Raw genomic sequence first — 18,503 nt, 5'->3', positions numbered from 1 at the left:
ACCCGGGGCTGGTCAGCGACTGCCGAGGAGGAACGCCATGTCCACAGTTGTCCAGCGAGCCCGTACCGCCGCCGTGGAAGGAATCACCATTTACGATCCCCGGACCGGAGATCTGCTGGGTACCTTACAGGAGGCGGCTCCGTTGGATATCCGGCGAGCGGTGAATGCTGCCCGCGACGCCCAGGAAGAGTGGGGTGCCACGTCTCCCTCTGACCGCGGAAGGTATCTGAGGGAAGCCGCGCTCGCCTTGGACTCGGCGGCGGCCAAGCTGGCTGATTTGAACGCCCGGGAGACCGGCAGGCCGGTGGAAGAAGCTTTGGCCGGAATCGCGGCAGGTGTATCAACACTGGAGCAGTATGCGGAGCTTGGGCCTGTCCATCGCGGACACAGTCTGAGGGGTAATCTCCTGGCGTCTGACTACACCGTCGCCGAACCCCGTGGCGTTGCTGCTCTTTTGACTCCCTGGAATGATCCGGTGGCTGTCGCCTGCGGCCTTATCGGGGCGGCCCTGGTGACCGGGAACACCGTAATCCATAAGCCCAGCGAACGGTGCCCGCACCTCGGCCGCCTGCTTGGCGAGGTTCTGGCTCCGGTATTTCCGCCGGATGTCCTGATAACCCTCACCGGGGGCCCGGAGATCGGGACGCTTCTCACAGAGCAGGCGGGAGTGGCAGTGGTGGCGCACGTAGGTTCCAGCGAAGCAGGGGCGCAGATCGCCCGCACTTCGCTGCAGAACGCCGCGCACGTGATCAGGGAAAACGGCGGCAACGATCCCCTGCTGGTGGATGACGACGTCGATCCCGTCTGGGCGGCCAGGCAAGCTGCCATCGGCGCGTTCAGCAACAGCGGGCAGATCTGCACGTCAGTAGAGCGGATCTACGTTCACCGCTCCATAGCGGAGGCATTCTGCACAGCCCTGGAAGCGGAAGCGCGCCAACGGAATGAGGCCGGTGCGTTGGCTCCGCTTGTGGATCTCCGCATGCGGGAGGCCGTTCACCAGCAGGTGGAGGCTGCCGTGGAGCAGGGAGCCCGCGCGGTCGAAGGCGGCGAGGTTCCGGAGGGCCCGGGTGCTTTTTACCCCGCCACCGTCCTCGTGGACTGCACCGGAAGCATGGACATTATGACAAAAGAGACGTTCGGGCCGGTGGCACCAGTGCAGGTGGTGGACAGTTTCGACGAGGGCCTTGCCCTGGCTGCGAGCGGGCGCTATGGCTTGGCCGCCACGCTACTGACGGGAAGGATCGCCCACGCCCAGCGCGCCATCGCCGGGCTGCCGGTCGGCACGGTCAAGATCAACGAGGTCTTTGGCGGGGCGCCCGGCGGCTCTGCCCAACCGCGTGGCGAGAGCGGCGATGGCTTCGGGTACGGGCCGGAGCTGCTGGATGAATTCACCCGCGTCAAGGTGGTCCATATTGCTGCCGCCCCTGAAACTGCCCCTTCCCCGGAAGCTGATTCTTCTGTTGAAGCTGACTCCGCTCCACACGTTGCCGCTCCGGCGAGCATTGCGTTTGTTCGCACAGAAGGCGCCGCCGTAGTAGACGGCAGCGTGGACGGTCAGCCATGACGGAACTCTCCGAGCAGCGGGGACTCGCGGAATGGCTGCCCGGCAGGCTCGCCGCTACCTCTCCCGCCATTACTGTGATGGGCGACGTCATGCTTGATGGCTGGTGGAGCGGTGCCATCAACCGTTTGTGCCGTGAAGCCCCGGCACCGGTGGTGGAAATCAACCGGAGGGACTTTGCACCCGGTGGCGCTGCCAATACCGCCATGAACCTGGCTGCCTTGGGGGCCCGGGTCAGGATCGCGGGAATCATCGGCCGGGACGAGGCAGGCCGGGAACTCAAGCGGCAGCTGCAGGACGCAGGTGTGGACGTCAGGAATCTGGTGGACCACGCGGACATGGTGACCACTACCAAGACCCGCGTCAGCAGCGGCGGGCAGGTCCTGCTCCGTTTCGATGATGCCGCCCGGGCCATTCCGCTAGAGGCGTTGAATACGCTGGCGGACGCAGTGGCCGATTCCGTTAGGGGGCAGGATGCCGTTGTCCTGTGCGATTACAGTTCCGGCGCGCTTGAAGGTCCGGTCCGGAGCGCCCTCCTGGATGTGCTCTCCGGCCGGCAGACTGGGCTTCTCACGGTGGTGGACGCGCATGATCCCCGCCCGTGGGCCCACCTTCAACCGGACCTTGTGACTCCCAATGCGCAGGAGGCAGCACGGCTGCTGGATCTTCGTTTGTCCGACGACGACGACCGTCCCTCCGTCATCGAGAGCAACCGGGACCGCCTGATTGAAGCAACGGGGGCAAAGGCCGTGGTGGTCACTCTGGACCGGGACGGCACGTTGCTGCTGCCCGCGGCCGGCACCACCCACCGCACCTGGGCGCGGCCGGCTACCGAAAAGCAGGCTTCGGGGGCCGGGGACACCTTCGTGGCTGCCCTGACGTTGGCTCGGACCGCCTCCCTGCCCCTCACCACCAGCCTTGACCTCGCCCAAGCTGCCGCCGACGTCGTGGTTCACCATGCCGGCACCTCGGTCTGCGGCACAGCGGAGCTTAGCCGGTACCTCGAAAGCTTCGCGGATACTGCCCTCAGCGCTGAGGAGCTGGTGCGCCATGTCCAAGGTCACCGCAGCGAAGGCCGCAGGATCGTCCTGACGAACGGATGCTTCGACGTGCTGCACCGCGGCCACACAAGGTACCTAAACCAGGCTAAGCAATTGGGTGACATCCTGGTGGTTGCGCTCAACAGCGACGATTCCGTGCGGAAGCTCAAAGGTCCCGGCCGGCCGATCAACACGGTGGCTGACCGGGCAGCCGTCATCGCCGCGCTGAGCTGCGTGGACTACGTGACAGTCTTCGACACCCCTACCCCCATCCCGTTGATCGAGATGGTCCAGCCCGAGATCTACGCCAAAGGCGGCGACTACACTCCGGAAATGCTCGCCGAAACCCCGGCTGTTGAACGTTATGGCGGCAAAGTTACCATCCTGGACTACGTCGCCGAGTTGTCCACCACCGCTGTCGTGGAGCGAATCAGGAAGGGCGATAGCGCTGCTCTTGGAGACAGTGCCGTTGACGGTGCCGTTAATGGCGGTGCTGTGACCTAGCGTTCCTGCATCAGCGCTTAGGGTTAAGGCATGAGTAAAGCAGTGGCCGGCTGATGGGGCGGAAGGGCAGAGCCGGTAAAACCGCCGGAAGTGCGATGGCCGGAAAGTCAGTGCCGGGAGTGGTTGAAATACCCAAGGGAACCCGTCCGGCAGGACCTGCGGAAGGTGTCTATTACATCGATACCGGTGACTGCCAGCTCATCGCTGACCAGGACAACTCAACGGGTTGGCTCCTGCGGATCAACGGTGTGATGAGCTCCCACATCGACCTGGCCGACCCGCTGCTTCTCGAATTCGAATACATGCGCTGGATGTCCGCTTTGGTTGAATCACGTTGGCCGGCGGAGTCCAAGCCAAAGCTGCGGCTTCTGCACCTTGGCGGTGGCGCGTGCTCCCTGGCCCGATACTTCCATGCCTCCTATCCTGAGGCGCGCCAAGTGGTGGTGGAACTGGACGGCAAGCTGGCTGAATACGTCCGCGGCTGGTTCGATCTGCCGAAAGCCCCCATGCTTCGCCTGCGAGTAGGGGAAGCCCGCGAGGTCACGGAAACCCTCACCGCCCAAACGAGGGACGTCATCATCCGGGATGTCTTCGCCGGGGCATTCACGCCGCGGCCGCTGACCACCAGGGAATTCAACCAGCACGCCCGCCGGGTCCTCGCGCCGGGAGGAATCTACATTGTGAACTCCGGAGATGCGCCTGACCTGAAAAACGCGAGGGAGGACGCCGCCACCATTGCGGCTACCTTCGAGCACACCATGATCATTGCGGACCCGGCCATGCTGAAGGGCCGCCGCTACGGCAACATGGTGATGGCCGGGAGCGACCAGCCGTTCGACGACGATCCCCAACTGACTCGCCGGCTCCTCGGCGGCGGCGTTCCTGCCCACATCTGGGACGACGCCAAGGTGCGTGCTTTTGCCGCTGGAGCACCGATCCGCCACGATCCTGTCGAGCTGCAGGATCCGATGGAAACCGTGGCCGTCCCCTAGGTAATCCCCTGGGCCATACCCAGCAGTGCCTTGCGGTGCACCACCGTCTGCTCGCGCAAGGCATGGACGACGGCGGCGACGGCGGGCCGGCGCATGGAATCCGGCCGCAGGACCATCCAGTAGGGGAGTCGCTCGGCAAACTTCCCAGGCATCAGCCGCACCAGATCCTCATGAAGGTCCCCCATGAAGCACGGCAGGAAACCGATGCCCGCTCCGGCCCGGGTGGCCTCCACATGGACGAAGACATTCGTGGAGCTGAGTCCATCCTTCATCTCGGGAACCAGTCTGCGCGGAGCATCCAGGTCATCCACCTGCAGCATGGAGTCCACAAAGTAGACCAGGGGATGTACGGCCAGTTCCGCCACTGTGGCCGGGGTTCCGTTGGCGGCGAGATATCTCCTCGAGGCATACATTCCGAGCACATATTCACCCAAACGGAACGCTTCAGCACGGTGGACCTGCGGTTCTCCGACCACAACCTCAATGTCCAGGCCCGAGCGCTGCTGCAGTGCCCGCCTGGTCACGGTGACGATTTCCACACTCAGCCCGGGGTGGTTTTTGCGCAGCCGCGCCACTGCCGGGGCGGCGATATAGGCGCTGAAGCCATCGGTAGCGGTCATGCGGACCACGCTGGTAATCGGGTCAGGTGCCCTGCCAGACGGCCCCAGCGTATCCACGGCCGCCTCCACCTGCTCGGCAACGGCGACAGCCTGGGCGCCCAGTTCGGTCAATTCCCAACCCCCGGCTGCGCGCGCCAGCACCCGGCCTCCGAGAGTCTTTTCCAATGCCGCTACCCTGCGTGAAACGGTGGTGTGGTTCAGCCCGAGAGCCTGGGCCGCCGTCGTGAATTTTGCCGAGCGGGACACCGCGAGCAGCACCAGCAGGTCGTCCGGATTAATGTCCATATCTGCAATTCTGCACACGAGCGGTGCTTCATTGCCCATTGAACCGCGACATTCGGAAAGTAATACTCAGGAATGCACAAACCCTGCCTGGTGGGAGGGGGTGGAGTTAAGGATTGATTGACCCATGGAGAAGGAAAACATGCTGAACGGCAGGAAAGCGCTGGTCACGGGCGGCGCGAGCGGAATCGGAGCGGCGTGCGTGCGGGCCCTTGCGGAGGCAGGGGCAAAAGTAGTCGTCGCCGACGTCGACCAGGCCGGCGCCACCACTTTGGCAGACGAAGTGGGCGGCACAGCCTGGGCAGTTGACCTGCTTGACGTGGGATCGTTGGAGTCACTGAGCCTGGACTGCGACATTCTTGTTAATAACGCCGGAATCCAGCGCATCAACCCCCTGCACGAGTTTGATCCCGCCGATTTCCGTCACCTCCTGGCCCTCATGCTGGAAGCACCGTTCCTCCTCATCCGTGCAGCGCTGCCGTACATGTACGCCAACGGCTTTGGGCGCATCATCAATGTCTCCTCGGTCCACGGGATCCGCGCGTCTCCCTTCAAGGGAGCCTATGTCGCCGCCAAACACGGGCTCGAGGGGCTGAGCAAGGTGGCGGCCCTTGAAGGAGGGGAGTACGGGGTCACCTCCAACTGCATCAACCCGGGCTACGTCCGCACGCCGCTGGTGGAATCGCAGATAGCAGATCAAGCCAAGGTCCACGGTATTCCGGAGTCCGAAGTCCTGGCCAAGGTCATGTTGACCGAGAGCGCAGTGAAGCGCCTCGTTGAACCTGAGGAGGTAGCTTCACTGGTTGCCTGGCTGGCCTCCGAGCAGGCCGGGATGGTGACCGGTGCCAGCTACACGATGGATGGCGGCTGGTCAGCCCGGTAGTCCTCGGGAGGGTTGAATCGTGGGGAGGGCGGTAGCGGTGGGGTCGGCCGGGAACTATGTTTTAGTGCCAGTCAGGGCAAGGGTTCCGCCCAAGCCGATCATCATCACACCGCCGGTGGTTCCCACAGCCGCAACCCTGCGGGGGGAGCGCGCAAACCATTGCCGCGCAGTCCCCGCGGTAAGGGCCCAGGCGCTGTCGGACACCACGGCTATCAGCAGGAACACCAAGCCCAGCGTGGCAAGCTGCCACGGGATCGCGCCCGCGGAGTAGTCCACGAACTGCGGCAGAACGGCCACGAAAAACATCAATGACTTTGGATTGGTGGCCCCCACAAGGGTGCCTTCCCTGAGGATCCGTCCCGTGGAGGATCCGCGGACCGGCTCCGCCGTCGTCGTTCCCTGTCCACGATGCCTGATGGCGCGGATGCCCAAGTAGACCAAATACGCTGCGCCAGCGAACTTGATCGCAGTGAACAGCACTACCGACTGGGTCAGGACGACGCCGAGGCCCACGGCCACCGCTGCCACCTGGACAAGTTCTCCGAGGGTATTGCCCAGGACACTCAGCAACCCCCCTTTGCGTCCAAGGGCCAGGGAGCGGCCCACGACAAACAGGACACTCGGGCCGGGAATGGCAATGAGCACAAAGGCAGCAAGTGAGAAAGCAACGAGGTTACTCAAGGGGATCATGTTTGATGGTAGTCCTCGGCCTTGGCTTTGGTCAGCACCTGTAGGTTCTCACCCGCTGGTTCTCAGTGCGGACCGCGGGACTCGGCGTCAGCCAGCCGCTTTTCCCCGGTCCCGACCGAGGAGAATAAGTTCCCTGGCAACAGCTTCCAGGCGATCGGCGCGGGTAGCAGGCATTCTCTTCGGGCGTTTCAGCCCGGGCTCACAGTGGTGAGGCACTGCGGGGACGCGGGAGAGGGCTGGTTGCTCAGGCCCGGGCTCGGAGGCAGGTCCGGAAGGACAGAGAGGGTCATGGAAGATCAGCTCGGGTCCAATTGGAGAGAGAGCTCCGGCCAACAATGCCTCAGCCAAGGAACATCCCCAGATCAACATGCACGGCGAAGAGCAGGGAGCTCAGGGCAACGATCCCGGTACAGACCTGCAACAGGGAGCTGTCACTGAATGCCTTCCGCCGCCTTGCGTGTGGAGCTGAGCGCGGAGAGCGTAAAAGTGCGCATGAGCTGGTCAGGAGTGCGGCGGCGATGAGTACCGCCAGGCTCAACATGACGCCCACGAAGATACACCAACGTTTAGTAGCATTCTCGTCCACCTTTCCGTTTCCACCCTTGTACATTGGACGAAATGTCCTCAGCGAGTCTATCGTCAACTGTTGACAATTACTAGAGGGAAAACAGATTTACTCGATTCTCGATGCCGCGCAGCACGGACCGGACGGCAGCAGCTCTGATGCCGCCCGGGTTTCCTTGAACGAGGTGGTCTCCGGAGTTTTTGGAGCTAGGCCCGAGGCGTTTTTGGGGCCTTCTCTTCCCTCTGTGCGGTGAGATCGTCAACGGCCGATTGCATGTGCCGCTTGATGGCCTTGAGGAGCCCTGCTTTGTTGCCCGCCGCAAGGAGACCCAGCAGGTTCTGGTGTTCCTCCACCAGGGCGTCTACGCGGGGATAGGCCACTTCCAGGTTGAGGATGCACATTCTCGATTCCGCTGCCAGGGTCTGGTAAATCCGGATCAGCCGCGAGTTGCCTGTGCCGGACACGAAGGCGGTGTGGAATTGCATGTCCAGCCGGGCAATTGCCTGCCAGTCCGATACAGCAACCTGCTTTGCCATGTCTTCGATGATGCCCGTCAGGATCTGGCAGGTGTCCTTTATCCGTTCCGCGCCGGCGGCCAGCAATGCCTCAGCAGCCGTTGTTTCCACAGCTTCGCGTACCGCATAGATTTCCTTGATGTCGTCGTTGGAGAGCTCCAGGACGAACACCCCCCGGTTGCGATGGCTGACGAGGAGCCCCTCCTGGGACAGCCGCTGCAGTGCCTCACGGACCGGGCCCCTGGAGGAATGCAACTGGCCTGCCAGGACAGATTCATTGATCTGCTCACCTGGGCGGAAGATCCCCTGGACAATCTGTTCCCGCAACTGATCAGCGATCAGCTGCGCGGTTGGTCTTCCTTCCAGTGCAAACAGTCCCTCAGGTGCCGCCATTGCTATCCCCTCACTTCATTCTTGGGCTAATACCTTCATAGACAGTATTGGACTCGGAGCCCTACACGCAGCATCAGGCGCGAGGCTTGGCAGAATCACTTTTCTGAAGCGCTCCCGTCATGTCCCCCTGAACCGTTGGGGTCTCACGAACTCGAGGCCCTCAAAGGTCCGCTTGCCCAACGCCTCGTTTGCTGCGATCTGGCCGTAGCCGGTAGCCATTTTGAAGCCCGCTCCGGAGAACCCGGTGGCGCAGTAGATTCTGCTCTCTTGGTTCAGCGGGCCGAGCAGGGGATTCCCGTCGGCTGTATAGAGGTCCGGAAAGGCGTCGGAGCGGACGATGTTGGGGAAGAGGCCAGGGAAGAACTCCGTGACGGTTTCGGTGGTCTCTGTGATTTCTGCCTGGGTCAGTTCCCTGGGTACTGCGTCAGCGACCGGGGTTGCTCCGCCGCGGCCATCGAGGGTCGCCTTGACGGTTGCACCATCGACGCTTGGAGCCCCGTACATGGACTGGTCACCGGAGATTCTGATGAAGATGGGGAACCGTTCCGGGGAAAATTCCACTGGATCCCGGGCGACGAACCAGGTCAGGAAAATCCGTTTGGGCTGAGTGGCCTTTTGCAGGTAGTCCGGCATGAGCTTCCCGGACCACCCGCCGGAGGAGATGATGACGTTCTCGAAAGTCCAGGACTTCCCGCCTGAGGTGATGATGACGCCGTCGGCCGTGTCGGTGATGCTGTCGATGGGCGTGTTGGTGTGGATCGTTGCGCCGTTCGCATTGGCTGCGGCGATGGCGGCAGTGACTGCCCGGTCCGTGCGCAGGGCGCCGCCATAAGGGTCGTGGACGGCGACGTCATCAGCGCGGAGGTTGTGCTGCGGGTAGCGTTCGGCCATCTCCTCGCGGCTGAGGATTCCGTGCTCAGCCCGGTTGATCCTGGTGGTTTCCAGCAGCTTGGGGATGTAGGGGCCGTCCGTGGTGCCGATGGAGAGTCCGCCGCACCTTGTAAGGATGTTCTGGCCGGTCTCCGCCTCAAGTTCGGCCCAGAGATCGCGTGACCGCTGCAGGATGGGGTAGTAGTCCGGCACCCCGCGGTAGAGCATGCGGAAGAGCCTGGTGTCGCCGCCAACGGCACTGCGGGCATGGGCGGGTACTTGGGCTTCGAAGCCGACGACGGAATCGGACAGGCGCGAGGCCTGCCAGAGCACCATGGAACCGATGCTGCCCAGGCCGATGACGGCGAGTTGTCCGTCCACTAGAGCACCTTGTCCATTAGAGCACCTTGTCCAGAAAGGCCTGGGCGCGGGCTTCCTTGGGGTCGGCGAGAACTTCACGGGCGTCGCCGCGTTCCACAACAAAACCGTCGTCCATGAAGATCAGCGAATCGGCCACTTCGCGGGCGAAGCCCATTTCGTGGGTGACCACCACCATGGTCATGCCCTTCTTCGCGAGCTCCTTCATGACGGCGAGCACCTCGCCCACTTTTTCGGGATCCAGTGCGCTGGTGGGCTCATCAAACAAGATGATGCTGGGTTCCATTGCAAGCGACCTGGCCATCGCTACCCGTTGCTGCTGGCCGCCGGAGAGCTGCGCGGGAAAGTAATCTCCAAACCCGCTCAGTCCGACACTTGTGAGCAGTTGATGGGCCTGCTTGGCGGCTTCCTGCCTGTCGCCGCGCTTCACCAGGACCGGCCCGGACATGATGTTTTCCTGGGCGGTCATGTTCGGGAACAGGTTGAACTGCTGGAAGACCATGCCCACCCTGGTGCGCTGCTCAGCCAGCTTCTTGCGGCTCACGGCGTGGTAGGCGCGTGCCGTCTCGAAATACCCGAAGTCCTCGCCATTGACCTTCAGGACGCCGGAATCCACCGTCTCCAGGCCGTTGATGCAGCGTAGCAGCGTCGATTTACCGGAACCACTGGGTCCGATGATGCAGCAGATCTCGCCACTGGCTATTTCCAGGTCGATGTCGTTCAAGACTGTCTTGGCGCCGAAGGACTTCCGGATTCCCCGGGCAAGAATCGTTCCGTCGTCGCTCATCGGGCAATACCTTCCTGGTCAGTGAGCACAACGGGTTTGGCCTTCCGGGGAAGCCTGGAGGTTGCCCGGGAGTATTTCTGTTCGAGCTTGGACTGCGGGTAGCTCAGCAGAAGCGTCATCACGAGGTACCAGAGGCTGGCGACAATCAGCAGCGGAATGGTCTCGTAGGTGCGGGCGTAGATGAGCTGAGCGCTTTGAAGCAGTTCCGCGACGCCCAGGACACTGACGAGCGAGGTTTCCTTGAACATCCCGATGACCTGGTTTCCGGTGGCCGGGATGATCGAGGGCATAGCTTGGGGAATGATGACCTTGCGCATCTTCATGGAGCCGCTCATGCCCAGAGAATCTGCTGCTTCAATTTGGCCCTTGCCGACGGCGGAGAACCCGCCACGGATGATCTCGGCCATGTACGCGGCCTCATTCAGGGTCAGGCCCACCAGCGCCGCCGTGATGGGCGCCATAAGCGTATTCATATCGATTGCTGTACTGATGTCGGTAAACGGAATTCCGATCGACAGGTTCGGGTAGAGCGCAGCAACGTTGAACCAGAAAATCAGCTGCACCAGGACAGGCGTACCGCGGAAAATGGTGATGTAAACGCCCGCCGTGGCTGCAATCGGTTTGATGCTGGAGGACCTCATGATCGCCAGCGCCAGCCCGAGGAGGGTTCCGAGGGCCATGCTGGCCACTGTCAGGAAGATGGTGAGCATGAGCCCGCGGATGATTGTTTCATGGGTAAAGTACCGGGCCACCACACCCCACTTGAAGTTGGGGTTGGTTGATACGGAGATCAGGATGCCCAGCCCTACGAGGGTGGACAGCACCCATGCGATGTACTCGAAGGTACTTCGACGCCTTAGCCGGGGTTTGAGGGCCGGGTCCATGGCACCCGTGAATGTCTCATTTGATTGACGAACTATTTTCAACACGAGCGTCCCTCTAGTTGAGCTTGGCTTCGGTTATGGCGCCTTCTTCAAGGCCCCAGTTGGCGAGTGACTTCTTGTATTCGGGGCTGTCAAGAACGGACTGAACAGCGGCTTGCAAGGCGGGCGTCAATGGCGAGTTCTTTTTCAGAGCAACGGCAACCACATGATCCGAACGGGTGTCCACCTGTGGAGTGAGAACAGTGAAAGTATTCGGCTGCTGCTCGTCTGCCCAGACGAGTGAAACGGTGTCGTACAAGATGCCGTCAACGCGCTTGGAGGCCAGCTGCGTCAGGGCCTCCTGGATGTTGGGAAGCGTTGTTCCATTGATGGCAGGCTTGCCCTTCTCCTCGCAGGTCCACTTCGAGACGTTCGGCAGGTGCTTCAGCTGGGCGTTTGAGCCCTTGGTGACAGCAATGTTCCGGCCGCACATATCGTCGTTGCTGATGTTGAGGGGATTACCGTGGGCAACTGCGACAGAAAGTCCTCCGTTGAAGTAGTCGATCATGTCCAGGACTTTCAGGCGCTCCTCCGAGGGGGACATTGTGGTGGCGGTGAAGTCATAGCGGCCGCCGTCGATACCGGGAATGATCGTGTCGAACGCGGTGTTCTCGAACTTCAGCTTCAGTCCAAGCTTCTTGGCAATCAGGCGCGCCATATCCGGGTTCAGCCCGATAGGGGTGGTGTTGTCATCAGCCAGGAATGTCGTCGGCGGGTAGTGCAGATCCATTGCCACCGTCACCTCTCCCTCGTCCTTGAAGGACTGCGGCAGGAGCTTGACGGCGGCCTCGTCAGGCTGGACCCCTTCTGAGATATCGGCGGTGTTCGAGGTCTTGGAGCCGTTACCACCGGGGTCGTTGCTGGCGCTCGGGCCGCATGCGCTGAGTACCATCAAGGCTGTCGCTGCTGCAGCTAAAGCCCTGACTTTGTTTCTGGGTTTCATGCTTACCTCCTTTGCACGTCCCCCTGCCGCTCTGTAGTTACAATGCAACCACCCAAATAGCACATCGTCGACAGTTCACATGATCTTTCTTTGCGGGATCTCCTTGGGGGTGGCCAGTAAGCAAAGAGAAGGCCAGATCCGGTGGATCTGGCCTTCTCGCGGATGGAATTGTGCCGGAGGCTTAGACGGTGCTTTCCTGATCTTCTGCGGACGACGTGAGATCCTCAACGGCCTTTTGCATGTGCCGTGCGATGGCATCGTGGAGGGCTTCCCTATCGCCGGCCGCCAGGAGATCCAGAAGGTTCTGGTGTTCCTGGACCAGAACGTCGATCCTGGGGTAGGCGACGGCGAGATTGAGGATACACATCCTCGACTCCGCTGCGAGGGTCTCGTAAATGCGGATGAGGCGGGTGTTGCCTGCGCCGGACACGAAGGCGGTGTGGAACTGCATATCCAGCCGCGCAATTGCCTGCCAGTCCGATACCGCTACCTGCTTGGCCATGTCTTCGATGACTGATGTCAAGACCTGGCAGGTGTCGTCCACCTGGTCCTGGCCCGCATCCAGCAGTGCGTCCGCAGCGGTTGTTTCCACAGCCTCGCGCACCGCGTAGATCTCCCTGATGTCGTCAATGGCAAGCTCCAGGACGAACACTCCCCGGTTCCTGCGGCTGACCAAGATCCCCTCCTGACACAGCCGCTGCAACGCCTCACGGACTGGTCCCCGTGACGTGTTGAGCTGGCTTGCAAGGACAGATTCATTGATCTGTTCTCCCGGACGGAACATCCCCTGGACAATTTGTTCGCGCAGTTGGTCTGCGATCAGCTGCGCTGTGGGTCTTCCCTCCAGTGCAAACAGTGCTCCTGGTGCCGCCATTGACATCCCCCTCGTCTCACTTTTCGGCATTACTGCATAATTTCTAGATTGCTATTGCGGTGTATTTGTATTCAAGGAATTCCTCGATGCCGATCTTTCCGCCTTCGCGTCCGAGTCCGGATTGCTTGATGCCGCCGAAGGGGGCGATCGGGTTGGAGACGAGGCCGGTGTTGATGCCGACCATTCCGACTTCGAGTTCGGCGGAGAACCGCAGGGCCTTGGCGGTGCTTTCGGTGAACACATAGCCCACCAGGCCCCATTCGGTGTCGTTGGCCACGCGCAGCACCTCGTCTTCGCTATCGAAGGTGGTGATCGCGGCTACGGGCCCGAAGATCTCAGTGTTCATCAGGTCCGCGTCCAGGCTCACCTCGGTCAGGACGGTGGGGGTGTAGAAGTAGCCGGGACCTTCGGGACGGTTCCCGCCGGTGAGGACGCTGGCGCCCTTGGCCACGGCGTCGGCGACGAGGCTTTCGACCTTGTCCAGGCCCTTCTGCTCGATCAGGGGACCGACGTCGGTTCCGGCCAGGGCGCCGTTGCCGACCTGCAGTTCGGACATTTTCTTGGCGAACTTCTCGCTGAATTCGGTGACCACTGAGCGGTGCACGAAGAAGCGGTTCGCTGCGGTGCACGCTTCACCCATGTTCCGCATCTTGGCCTTCATGGCCCCGTCGACGGCCTTCTCGATGTCGGCGTCGGCCAGGACGATGAACGGGGCGTTGCCGCCCAGTTCCATCGAGGAACGCATCACGTTCTCCGCAGCCTGCTTCAGCAGGATCTTCCCCACCCCGGTGGAGCCGGTGAAGCTGATCTTGCGGGCGATGCCGCTGGCGGTCCAGTTCTCCACCACGGGCGCGGCGCTGGCGGTGGTCACGACGTTCAGCACACCGTCAGGAAGGCCCGCCTGGCGGAAAATGTCCACCAGGGCAAGGGAAGTCAGCGGGGTCAGTTCGGCCGGTTTGAAGACCATGGTGCAGCCGGCCGCGACCGCGGGGGCGATCTTGCGCGCCCCCATGGCCAGCGGGAAGTTCCACGGGGTCACCAGCACCGAGGGACCCACGGGTTCCTTGGTGATCATAATCCGGGTATTGCCGTCCACCGAGGTGGTGTTGTCCCCGCCGATCCGGACGGCCTCTTCGGAGAACCAGCGGAGCATCTCGGCCCCGTACACCACCTCACCCTTCGCCTCTGCCAGCGGCTTGCCCATCTCAGCGGTCATGATCGCAGCCAACCGGTCGGTGTTGGCAATGACCAGCTCAAAGGCACGGCGCAGGATGTCCGCCCGTTCCCGCGGCGTGGACTTGCCCCACGCTGCCTGGGCGCGGCCCGCTGCCTGGATGGCCAGGGCAGCATCTTCGGGACCACCATCGGCGACGTGGGCAATGACTTCATTTGTGGCCGGATTCTCAACAGGGAACGTCGCCCCGCTGCTGGCCTTCTGCCAGGCGCCATCTATGAACAGGTCGGTGTAGAGGGTACTGGAATCAAATGAAGTGCTCATGTCACGCTTTCAATGATGGAAGGGAAGGATTAGGAGGTGGCCGTCTTCAGCGCCTGCGTGAACCTGGTCAGGCCGGCCTGGATCTCGTCGCTGGTGACGTTCAGCGCCGGGATGATGCGGACCACGTTGCCGTGGGGTCCGCAGGTGAGGAGGAGAAGCTCTTCCTTGATGGCTGCCTGCTGGACGGCCAGTGCTGTAGCAGCGTCAGGCGTGTTGTCTGCAGCGGTGAATTCGACACCTTGCATGAGGCCGCGGCCGCGGACATTGCCGATTCCGGTGAATTCTGTCTTGAGCAGGTCAAGTCCTGCGCGCAGTTCGTCGCCCCGGAGCAAGGCATTCTGGACGAGGTTCTCGCGCTCGATGACGCCGAGGGTTGCGACACCGGCAGCGGCGGCGACGGCGTTTCCGCCGTAGGTGCCGCCCTGTGAACCTGCCCAGGCTTTACCCATCAGCTCGGTGGAGGCTGCGATGGCCGAGATGGGGAAGCCGCTGGCGAGTCCCTTCGCCGTGATGACCACGTCAGGGGTGATGCCTGCCCAGTCGTGGCCCCAGAACTTTCCGGTGCGTCCGACGCCAGCCTGGACCTCGTCCAGGATGAGTACGATGCCATGGCGGTCAGCACGCTCCCGCAGTCCCTGCAGGAAGGCGGGGGGAGTGGGGATGTACCCGCCGTCGCCAAGGACCGGTTCGATGATGAAACCTGCAGTGTCTGCAGGGCTGCTGATGCTTAGGAGCAGGTGGTCCAGTTCCTTCAGCGCGAAGTTGACGGCGGTTTCCTCATCCCAGCCGTACCGGTAGGAGTGCGGGAAGGGTGAGATGTGCACTCCGCCCATGAGGGGGGAGAAGCCTGAGCGGAATTTCGTGCCGGCAGTGGTGAGCGACGCGGCTCCCACTGTGCGGCCGTGGAAGCCGCCGTGGAAGGAGATGATGTTGGGGCGCCCGGTGGCCATGCGTGCCAGGCGTACTGAAGCTTCCACTGCCTCGGAGCCGGACGTTGCGTAGAAAACGCTGTCCAGCCCCGAGGGCAGGAACTCTCCCAGTTTCTCGGTGAGCTCAAGCAAGGGCTTGTGCATCACAGTGGTGTACTGGGCATGGACAATCTTGCCCACCTGCTCGCGTGCTGCCGCTACGACGTCGGGGTGGCAGTGACCCGTGCTGGTGACACCGATTCCAGTGGTGAAATCGAGGTACTTTTTGCCGTCGGTCGCGTGGATCCAGCTGCCAAGGGCATGGTCTACGACGACCGGGGTAGCTTGCTTGAGGAGGGGACTGAGAGTTGCCATGGCTTCATACTTTCGTAGGGGTTGTAGATTGTCAACAATTAGCGGAGTGATCCGCGTCAAACACTTGTTGGACGACTAGAGCTCGTCTTGAAGCGTTCAGGCCTGACGAAAGCCAGGCCATCAAAGGTCCGCTTGCCCAAGGCTTCGTTTGCGGCGATCTCTCCGTAACCCGTAGCCATTTTGAAGCCCCCGCCGGAAAATCCTGTGGCGAGGTAGATTTTGCTCTGCTCATTCAGGTGCCCGAGCAGGGGATTGCCGTCTTTGGTGTAGAGATCAGGGAAGGCATCGGAGCGGACGATGTTGGGGAACAGCCCGGGGAAGAACTCCGTGACCGTCTCCATGGTTTCCGAGATTTCCGCGGCTGTTAGTTCCCTGACGACGGAATCTGGTCCGGACGCCTGTTCCGATCTGCCATCCAGGGTCGCTTTCACGGTAACGCCGTCAACAGCCGGCGCCCCGTACATGGAGCGGTCCCCGGAGATCCGGATGAAGATCGGGAACTTTTCCGGCGAGAAATCTGCTGCGTCCCGGGCAACGAACCAGGAAAGATAATTCCGGCGTGTTTCGCTTGCTGCCTTGAGGTAGTCGGGCATCAGGCGCTGGGACCAGCCGCCGGAGGAGACGATGACGTTCTCGAAGGTCCAGGACTTCCCGCCTGAGGTGATGACGACGCCGTCGGCGGTTTCGGTGATGCTGTCGATCGGGGTGTTGCTGTGTACTGTCGCGCCGTTGGCCTGGGCCGCAGCAACTGCCGCCGTGACCGCACGGTCGGTGCGCAGGGCGCCGCCGTTGGGGTCGTAGACGGCGATGTCGTCCGGGCGGAGGTTGTGCTGGGGGTAGCGTTCGGCCATTTCTTCGCGGCTGAGGATCTGGTGCTCGGCGCCGTTGGCCCTGGTGGTTGCGAGCAGGCTTGGGATGTAGGGCCCATCTTTGGTACCGATGGAGAGTCCACCGCAGCGGGTCAGAATGCTCTGGCCCGTTTCGGCTTCGAGCTCCGCCCAGAGGCTGCGGGAGCGCTTGAGGATGGGGTAGAAGTCAGGGACTCCGCGGTAGAGCATGCGGAAGAGCCTGGTGTCGCCGCCCACGGCGCTGCGGCCGTGGGCGGGAGCATGGGCTTCGAATCCGGTGACGGAGTCGGACAGCCGGGAGGCCTGCCAGAGTGCCATGGAACCGATGCTGCCCAGGCCGATGACGGCGAGTTTTCCATCCACGGTTAGAGCACCTGCTGCAGGAACGCCTGGGTGCGGGGTTCCTGTGGGTTGGAGAGGACTTCGCGGGCGTCGCCGCGTTCGACGACGTAGCCGTCGTCCATGAAGACCAGGGAGTCAGCCACTTCGCGGGCGAAGCCCATCTCATGGGTGACCACCACCATGGTCATGCCCTTCTTCGCGAGGTCCTTCATAACGGCCAGGACTTCGCCGACCTTTTCCGGGTCCAGTGCGGAGGTGGGTTCGTCGAAGAGCATGATCTCCGGATCCATGGCCAGGGACCGGGCGATCGCGACGCGCTGCTGCTGCCCGCCGGAGAGCTGGGCCGGGTAGTAGTCCCCGAACCCGGCCAGACCAACGCTGGCGAGCAGTTCGTGCGCCCGCTTGGCCGCCTGTTTCTTGTCTGCGCCCTTGACCAGGACAGGTCCGGACATGACGTTTTCCAGGGCGGTCATGTTCGGAAACAGGTTGAACGACTGGAACACCATCCCCACCCTGGTGCGCTGCTCGGCGAGCTTCTTGGGGCTATGTGCGTGGTAGGCGTGCGCGGTCTCGTAGTAGCCGAAGTCCTCGCCGTTGACTTTCAGCACACCCGAGTCGACGGTCTCCAGGCCGTTGATGCAGCGCAGGATGGTGGACTTCCCCGAGCCGCTGGGGCCGATGATGCAGCAGATCTCTCCGCTGGCGATGTCCAGGTTGATGTCTTTCAGGACGGTTTTGGGTCCGAAAGACTTCCGGATTTTCTGGGCAAGTATCGTGCCGTCTTTGCTCATCGGAGGGTACCTTCCGGTTCTGTCAGCACAACCTTCTTCGCCTTCCGGGGGAGCCTGGAGGTTGCGCGGGAGTATTTCTGCTCAAGCTTGGACTGCGGGTAGCTCAGCAGCAGCGTCATCACGAGGTACCAGAGGCTGGCCACGAGCAGCAGCGGGATGGTCTCGTAGGTGCGGGCGTAGATGAGCTGGGCGCTTTGGAGCAGTTCCGCGACGCCGAGCACACTGACGAGGGAGGTTCCCTTGAACATGCCGATCACCTGGTTGCCGGTGGCCGGGATGATGGAGGGCATCGCCTGCGGGATGATGACCTTGCGCATCCTGGTACCGGCGCTCATCCCGAGCGAGTCTGCGGCCTCGATCTGGCCCTTGCCCACCGAGGAGAACCCGCCACGGATGATCTCGGCCATGTAGGCGGCCTCGTTCAGGGTCAGGCCCACCAGGGCTGCGGTGATGGGTGCCATCAGGGCGTTCGTGTCGATCGCGGTGCCGATGTTCGTGAACGGGATCCCGATCGTCAGGTTCGGGTACAGCGCGGAGATGTTGAACCAGAAGATCAGCTGCACCAGGACCGGTGTGCCGCGGAAAAGCGTGATGTAGATATTTGCGGCGATGGAAATCGGCTTCACATGGGATGAGCGCATGATCGCCAGGCCCAGCCCCAGCAGCGTTCCCAGGGCCATGCTGGCAAGGGTGAGGAAGATGGTGAGCATCAGCCCACGGAGGATGGATTCATGCGTGAAGTACTGGGCGACCACGCCCCACTTGAAGTTGGGGTTGGTCAGGACCGAGACAAGGATCCCGACGCCAGCGAGAATGCTGAGGACCCATCCCGCGTACTCGCCGGGAGTCCGAAGCCGAATCCGTGGCTTGAGCGCTGCTTCAATGCTACTCATCGTCGCTTCCTTTCCTTTATTAGTAGCT

Annotated in this window: 17 protein-coding genes; 4 read left to right on the top strand and 13 right to left on the bottom strand. The window is 62.3% G+C overall.

Annotation, left to right across the window (positions count from 1 at the left end; all coding sequences use genetic code 11):
* Window positions 1-37 precede the first annotated feature (37 nt).
* The 3 genes from M1E05_RS18970 to M1E05_RS18960 all read left to right on the top strand — a co-directional run bounded on the left by M1E05_RS18970 (window position 38) and on the right by M1E05_RS18960 (window position 4,097).
* Window positions 38-1,564, top strand: a complete 1,527-nt coding sequence (locus M1E05_RS18970; RefSeq protein ID WP_461163887.1) for an aldehyde dehydrogenase family protein — start codon at window positions 38-40, stop codon at window positions 1,562-1,564.
* Window positions 1,561-3,105, top strand: a complete 1,545-nt coding sequence (gene rfaE2 / locus M1E05_RS18965; RefSeq protein WP_461163886.1) for a D-glycero-beta-D-manno-heptose 1-phosphate adenylyltransferase — start codon at window positions 1,561-1,563, stop codon at window positions 3,103-3,105. The genes M1E05_RS18970 and rfaE2 overlap by 4 nt, the downstream gene beginning before the upstream one ends.
* 95 nt (window positions 3,106-3,200) lie before the next feature.
* Window positions 3,201-4,097: a spermidine synthase gene (locus M1E05_RS18960; protein WP_458113046.1), complete on the top strand. Its 897-nt coding sequence runs from the start codon at window positions 3,201-3,203 to the stop codon at window positions 4,095-4,097.
* Here M1E05_RS18960 and M1E05_RS18955 read toward each other — a convergent pair.
* On the bottom strand, window positions 4,094-5,002 hold the full coding sequence (locus M1E05_RS18955; protein WP_461163885.1) for a LysR family transcriptional regulator: 909 nt from the start codon (window positions 5,000-5,002) through the stop codon (window positions 4,094-4,096). The two genes, M1E05_RS18960 and M1E05_RS18955, sit on opposite strands and share 4 nt — an antisense overlap.
* A gap of 124 nt (window positions 5,003-5,126) precedes the next feature.
* Between M1E05_RS18955 and M1E05_RS18950 the strand changes: the two genes are divergently transcribed.
* Window positions 5,127-5,882 (top strand): 3-hydroxybutyrate dehydrogenase, encoded by a 756-nt coding sequence (locus tag M1E05_RS18950; RefSeq protein ID WP_461163884.1) that lies wholly within the window; start codon window positions 5,127-5,129, stop codon window positions 5,880-5,882.
* A gap of 54 nt (window positions 5,883-5,936) precedes the next feature.
* Here M1E05_RS18950 and M1E05_RS18945 read toward each other — a convergent pair whose 3' ends face one another.
* From M1E05_RS18945 to M1E05_RS18890, 12 genes are all read right to left on the bottom strand, one after another.
* Window positions 5,937-6,572, bottom strand: a complete 636-nt coding sequence (locus tag M1E05_RS18945) for a LysE family translocator (protein WP_461163883.1) — start codon at window positions 6,570-6,572, stop codon at window positions 5,937-5,939.
* A 771-nt stretch (window positions 6,573-7,343) separates the two neighbouring features.
* Window positions 7,344-8,045, bottom strand: a complete 702-nt coding sequence (locus tag M1E05_RS18940; RefSeq protein ID WP_461163882.1) for a GntR family transcriptional regulator — start codon at window positions 8,043-8,045, stop codon at window positions 7,344-7,346.
* 117 nt (window positions 8,046-8,162) lie between these two features.
* Window positions 8,163-9,296, bottom strand: a complete 1,134-nt coding sequence (locus tag M1E05_RS18935; protein WP_461163881.1) for an FAD-dependent oxidoreductase — start codon at window positions 9,294-9,296, stop codon at window positions 8,163-8,165.
* 16 nt (window positions 9,297-9,312) lie between these two features.
* Window positions 9,313-10,080: an amino acid ABC transporter ATP-binding protein gene (locus tag M1E05_RS18930; protein ID WP_461163880.1), complete on the bottom strand. Its 768-nt coding sequence runs from the start codon at window positions 10,078-10,080 to the stop codon at window positions 9,313-9,315.
* A complete protein-coding gene (locus M1E05_RS18925; RefSeq protein ID WP_458113053.1) occupies window positions 10,077-11,009 on the bottom strand; it encodes an amino acid ABC transporter permease in 933 nt (310 codons plus the stop codon). The genes M1E05_RS18930 and M1E05_RS18925 overlap by 4 nt, the downstream gene beginning before the upstream one ends.
* A 10-nt stretch (window positions 11,010-11,019) precedes the next feature.
* Window positions 11,020-11,946: an ABC transporter substrate-binding protein gene (locus tag M1E05_RS18920; RefSeq protein WP_458113054.1), complete on the bottom strand. Its 927-nt coding sequence runs from the start codon at window positions 11,944-11,946 to the stop codon at window positions 11,020-11,022.
* A gap of 181 nt (window positions 11,947-12,127) precedes the next feature.
* A complete protein-coding gene (locus M1E05_RS18915; RefSeq protein WP_458113055.1) occupies window positions 12,128-12,820 on the bottom strand; it encodes a GntR family transcriptional regulator in 693 nt (230 codons plus the stop codon).
* A 43-nt stretch (window positions 12,821-12,863) separates the two neighbouring features.
* Entirely contained in the window at window positions 12,864-14,318 is a 1,455-nt protein-coding gene (locus tag M1E05_RS18910) for an NAD-dependent succinate-semialdehyde dehydrogenase (protein ID WP_458113056.1), read from the bottom strand.
* Window positions 14,319-14,347: 29 nt separating this feature from the next.
* Entirely contained in the window at window positions 14,348-15,601 is a 1,254-nt protein-coding gene (locus M1E05_RS18905; protein WP_458113057.1) for an aspartate aminotransferase family protein, read from the bottom strand.
* A 56-nt stretch (window positions 15,602-15,657) separates the two neighbouring features.
* Complete coding sequence (solA, locus tag M1E05_RS18900; protein WP_458113058.1) at window positions 15,658-16,812, bottom strand: N-methyl-L-tryptophan oxidase; 1,155 nt, start codon at window positions 16,810-16,812, stop codon at window positions 15,658-15,660.
* Window positions 16,813-16,814: 2 nt separating this feature from the next.
* On the bottom strand, window positions 16,815-17,582 hold the full coding sequence (locus M1E05_RS18895; protein ID WP_461163879.1) for an amino acid ABC transporter ATP-binding protein: 768 nt from the start codon (window positions 17,580-17,582) through the stop codon (window positions 16,815-16,817).
* The gene (locus tag M1E05_RS18890) at window positions 17,579-18,475 is read right to left on the bottom strand and encodes an amino acid ABC transporter permease (protein ID WP_458113059.1); all 897 of its coding nucleotides are present in this window, start codon (window positions 18,473-18,475) and stop codon (window positions 17,579-17,581) included. Before M1E05_RS18890 ends, M1E05_RS18895 begins: the two co-directional genes overlap by 4 nt.
* Between the last annotated feature and the right edge of the window lie 28 nt (window positions 18,476-18,503).

Source organism: Arthrobacter sp. R4-81, assembly GCF_054792365.1.
This window is presented reverse-complemented; position numbering and strand designations above follow the sequence as displayed.

What these genes read in the sequence shown, in the direction of transcription:
- M1E05_RS18930 (WP_461163880.1), bottom strand. Translation starts at nt 10,080, where the DNA reads ATGAGCGACGACGGAACGATTCTTGCCCGGGGAATCCGGAAGTCCTTC.
- M1E05_RS18955 (WP_461163885.1), bottom strand. Translation starts at nt 5,002, where the DNA reads ATGGACATTAATCCGGACGACCTGCTGGTGCTGCTCGCGGTGTCCCGC.
- M1E05_RS18920 (WP_458113054.1), bottom strand. Translation starts at nt 11,946, where the DNA reads ATGAAACCCAGAAACAAAGTCAGGGCTTTAGCTGCAGCAGCGACAGCC.
- rfaE2 (WP_461163886.1), top strand. Translation starts at nt 1,561, where the DNA reads ATGACGGAACTCTCCGAGCAGCGGGGACTCGCGGAATGGCTGCCCGGC.
- M1E05_RS18910 (WP_458113056.1), bottom strand. Translation starts at nt 14,318, where the DNA reads ATGAGCACTTCATTTGATTCCAGTACCCTCTACACCGACCTGTTCATA.
- M1E05_RS18960 (WP_458113046.1), top strand. Translation starts at nt 3,201, where the DNA reads ATGGCCGGAAAGTCAGTGCCGGGAGTGGTTGAAATACCCAAGGGAACC.
- M1E05_RS18970 (WP_461163887.1), top strand. Translation starts at nt 38, where the DNA reads ATGTCCACAGTTGTCCAGCGAGCCCGTACCGCCGCCGTGGAAGGAATC.
- M1E05_RS18895 (WP_461163879.1), bottom strand. Translation starts at nt 17,582, where the DNA reads ATGAGCAAAGACGGCACGATACTTGCCCAGAAAATCCGGAAGTCTTTC.
- M1E05_RS18945 (WP_461163883.1), bottom strand. Translation starts at nt 6,572, where the DNA reads ATGATCCCCTTGAGTAACCTCGTTGCTTTCTCACTTGCTGCCTTTGTG.
- M1E05_RS18890 (WP_458113059.1), bottom strand. Translation starts at nt 18,475, where the DNA reads ATGAGTAGCATTGAAGCAGCGCTCAAGCCACGGATTCGGCTTCGGACT.
- M1E05_RS18905 (WP_458113057.1), bottom strand. Translation starts at nt 15,601, where the DNA reads ATGGCAACTCTCAGTCCCCTCCTCAAGCAAGCTACCCCGGTCGTCGTA.
- M1E05_RS18940 (WP_461163882.1), bottom strand. Translation starts at nt 8,045, where the DNA reads ATGGCGGCACCTGAGGGACTGTTTGCACTGGAAGGAAGACCAACCGCG.
- M1E05_RS18915 (WP_458113055.1), bottom strand. Translation starts at nt 12,820, where the DNA reads ATGGCGGCACCAGGAGCACTGTTTGCACTGGAGGGAAGACCCACAGCG.
- M1E05_RS18950 (WP_461163884.1), top strand. Translation starts at nt 5,127, where the DNA reads ATGGAGAAGGAAAACATGCTGAACGGCAGGAAAGCGCTGGTCACGGGC.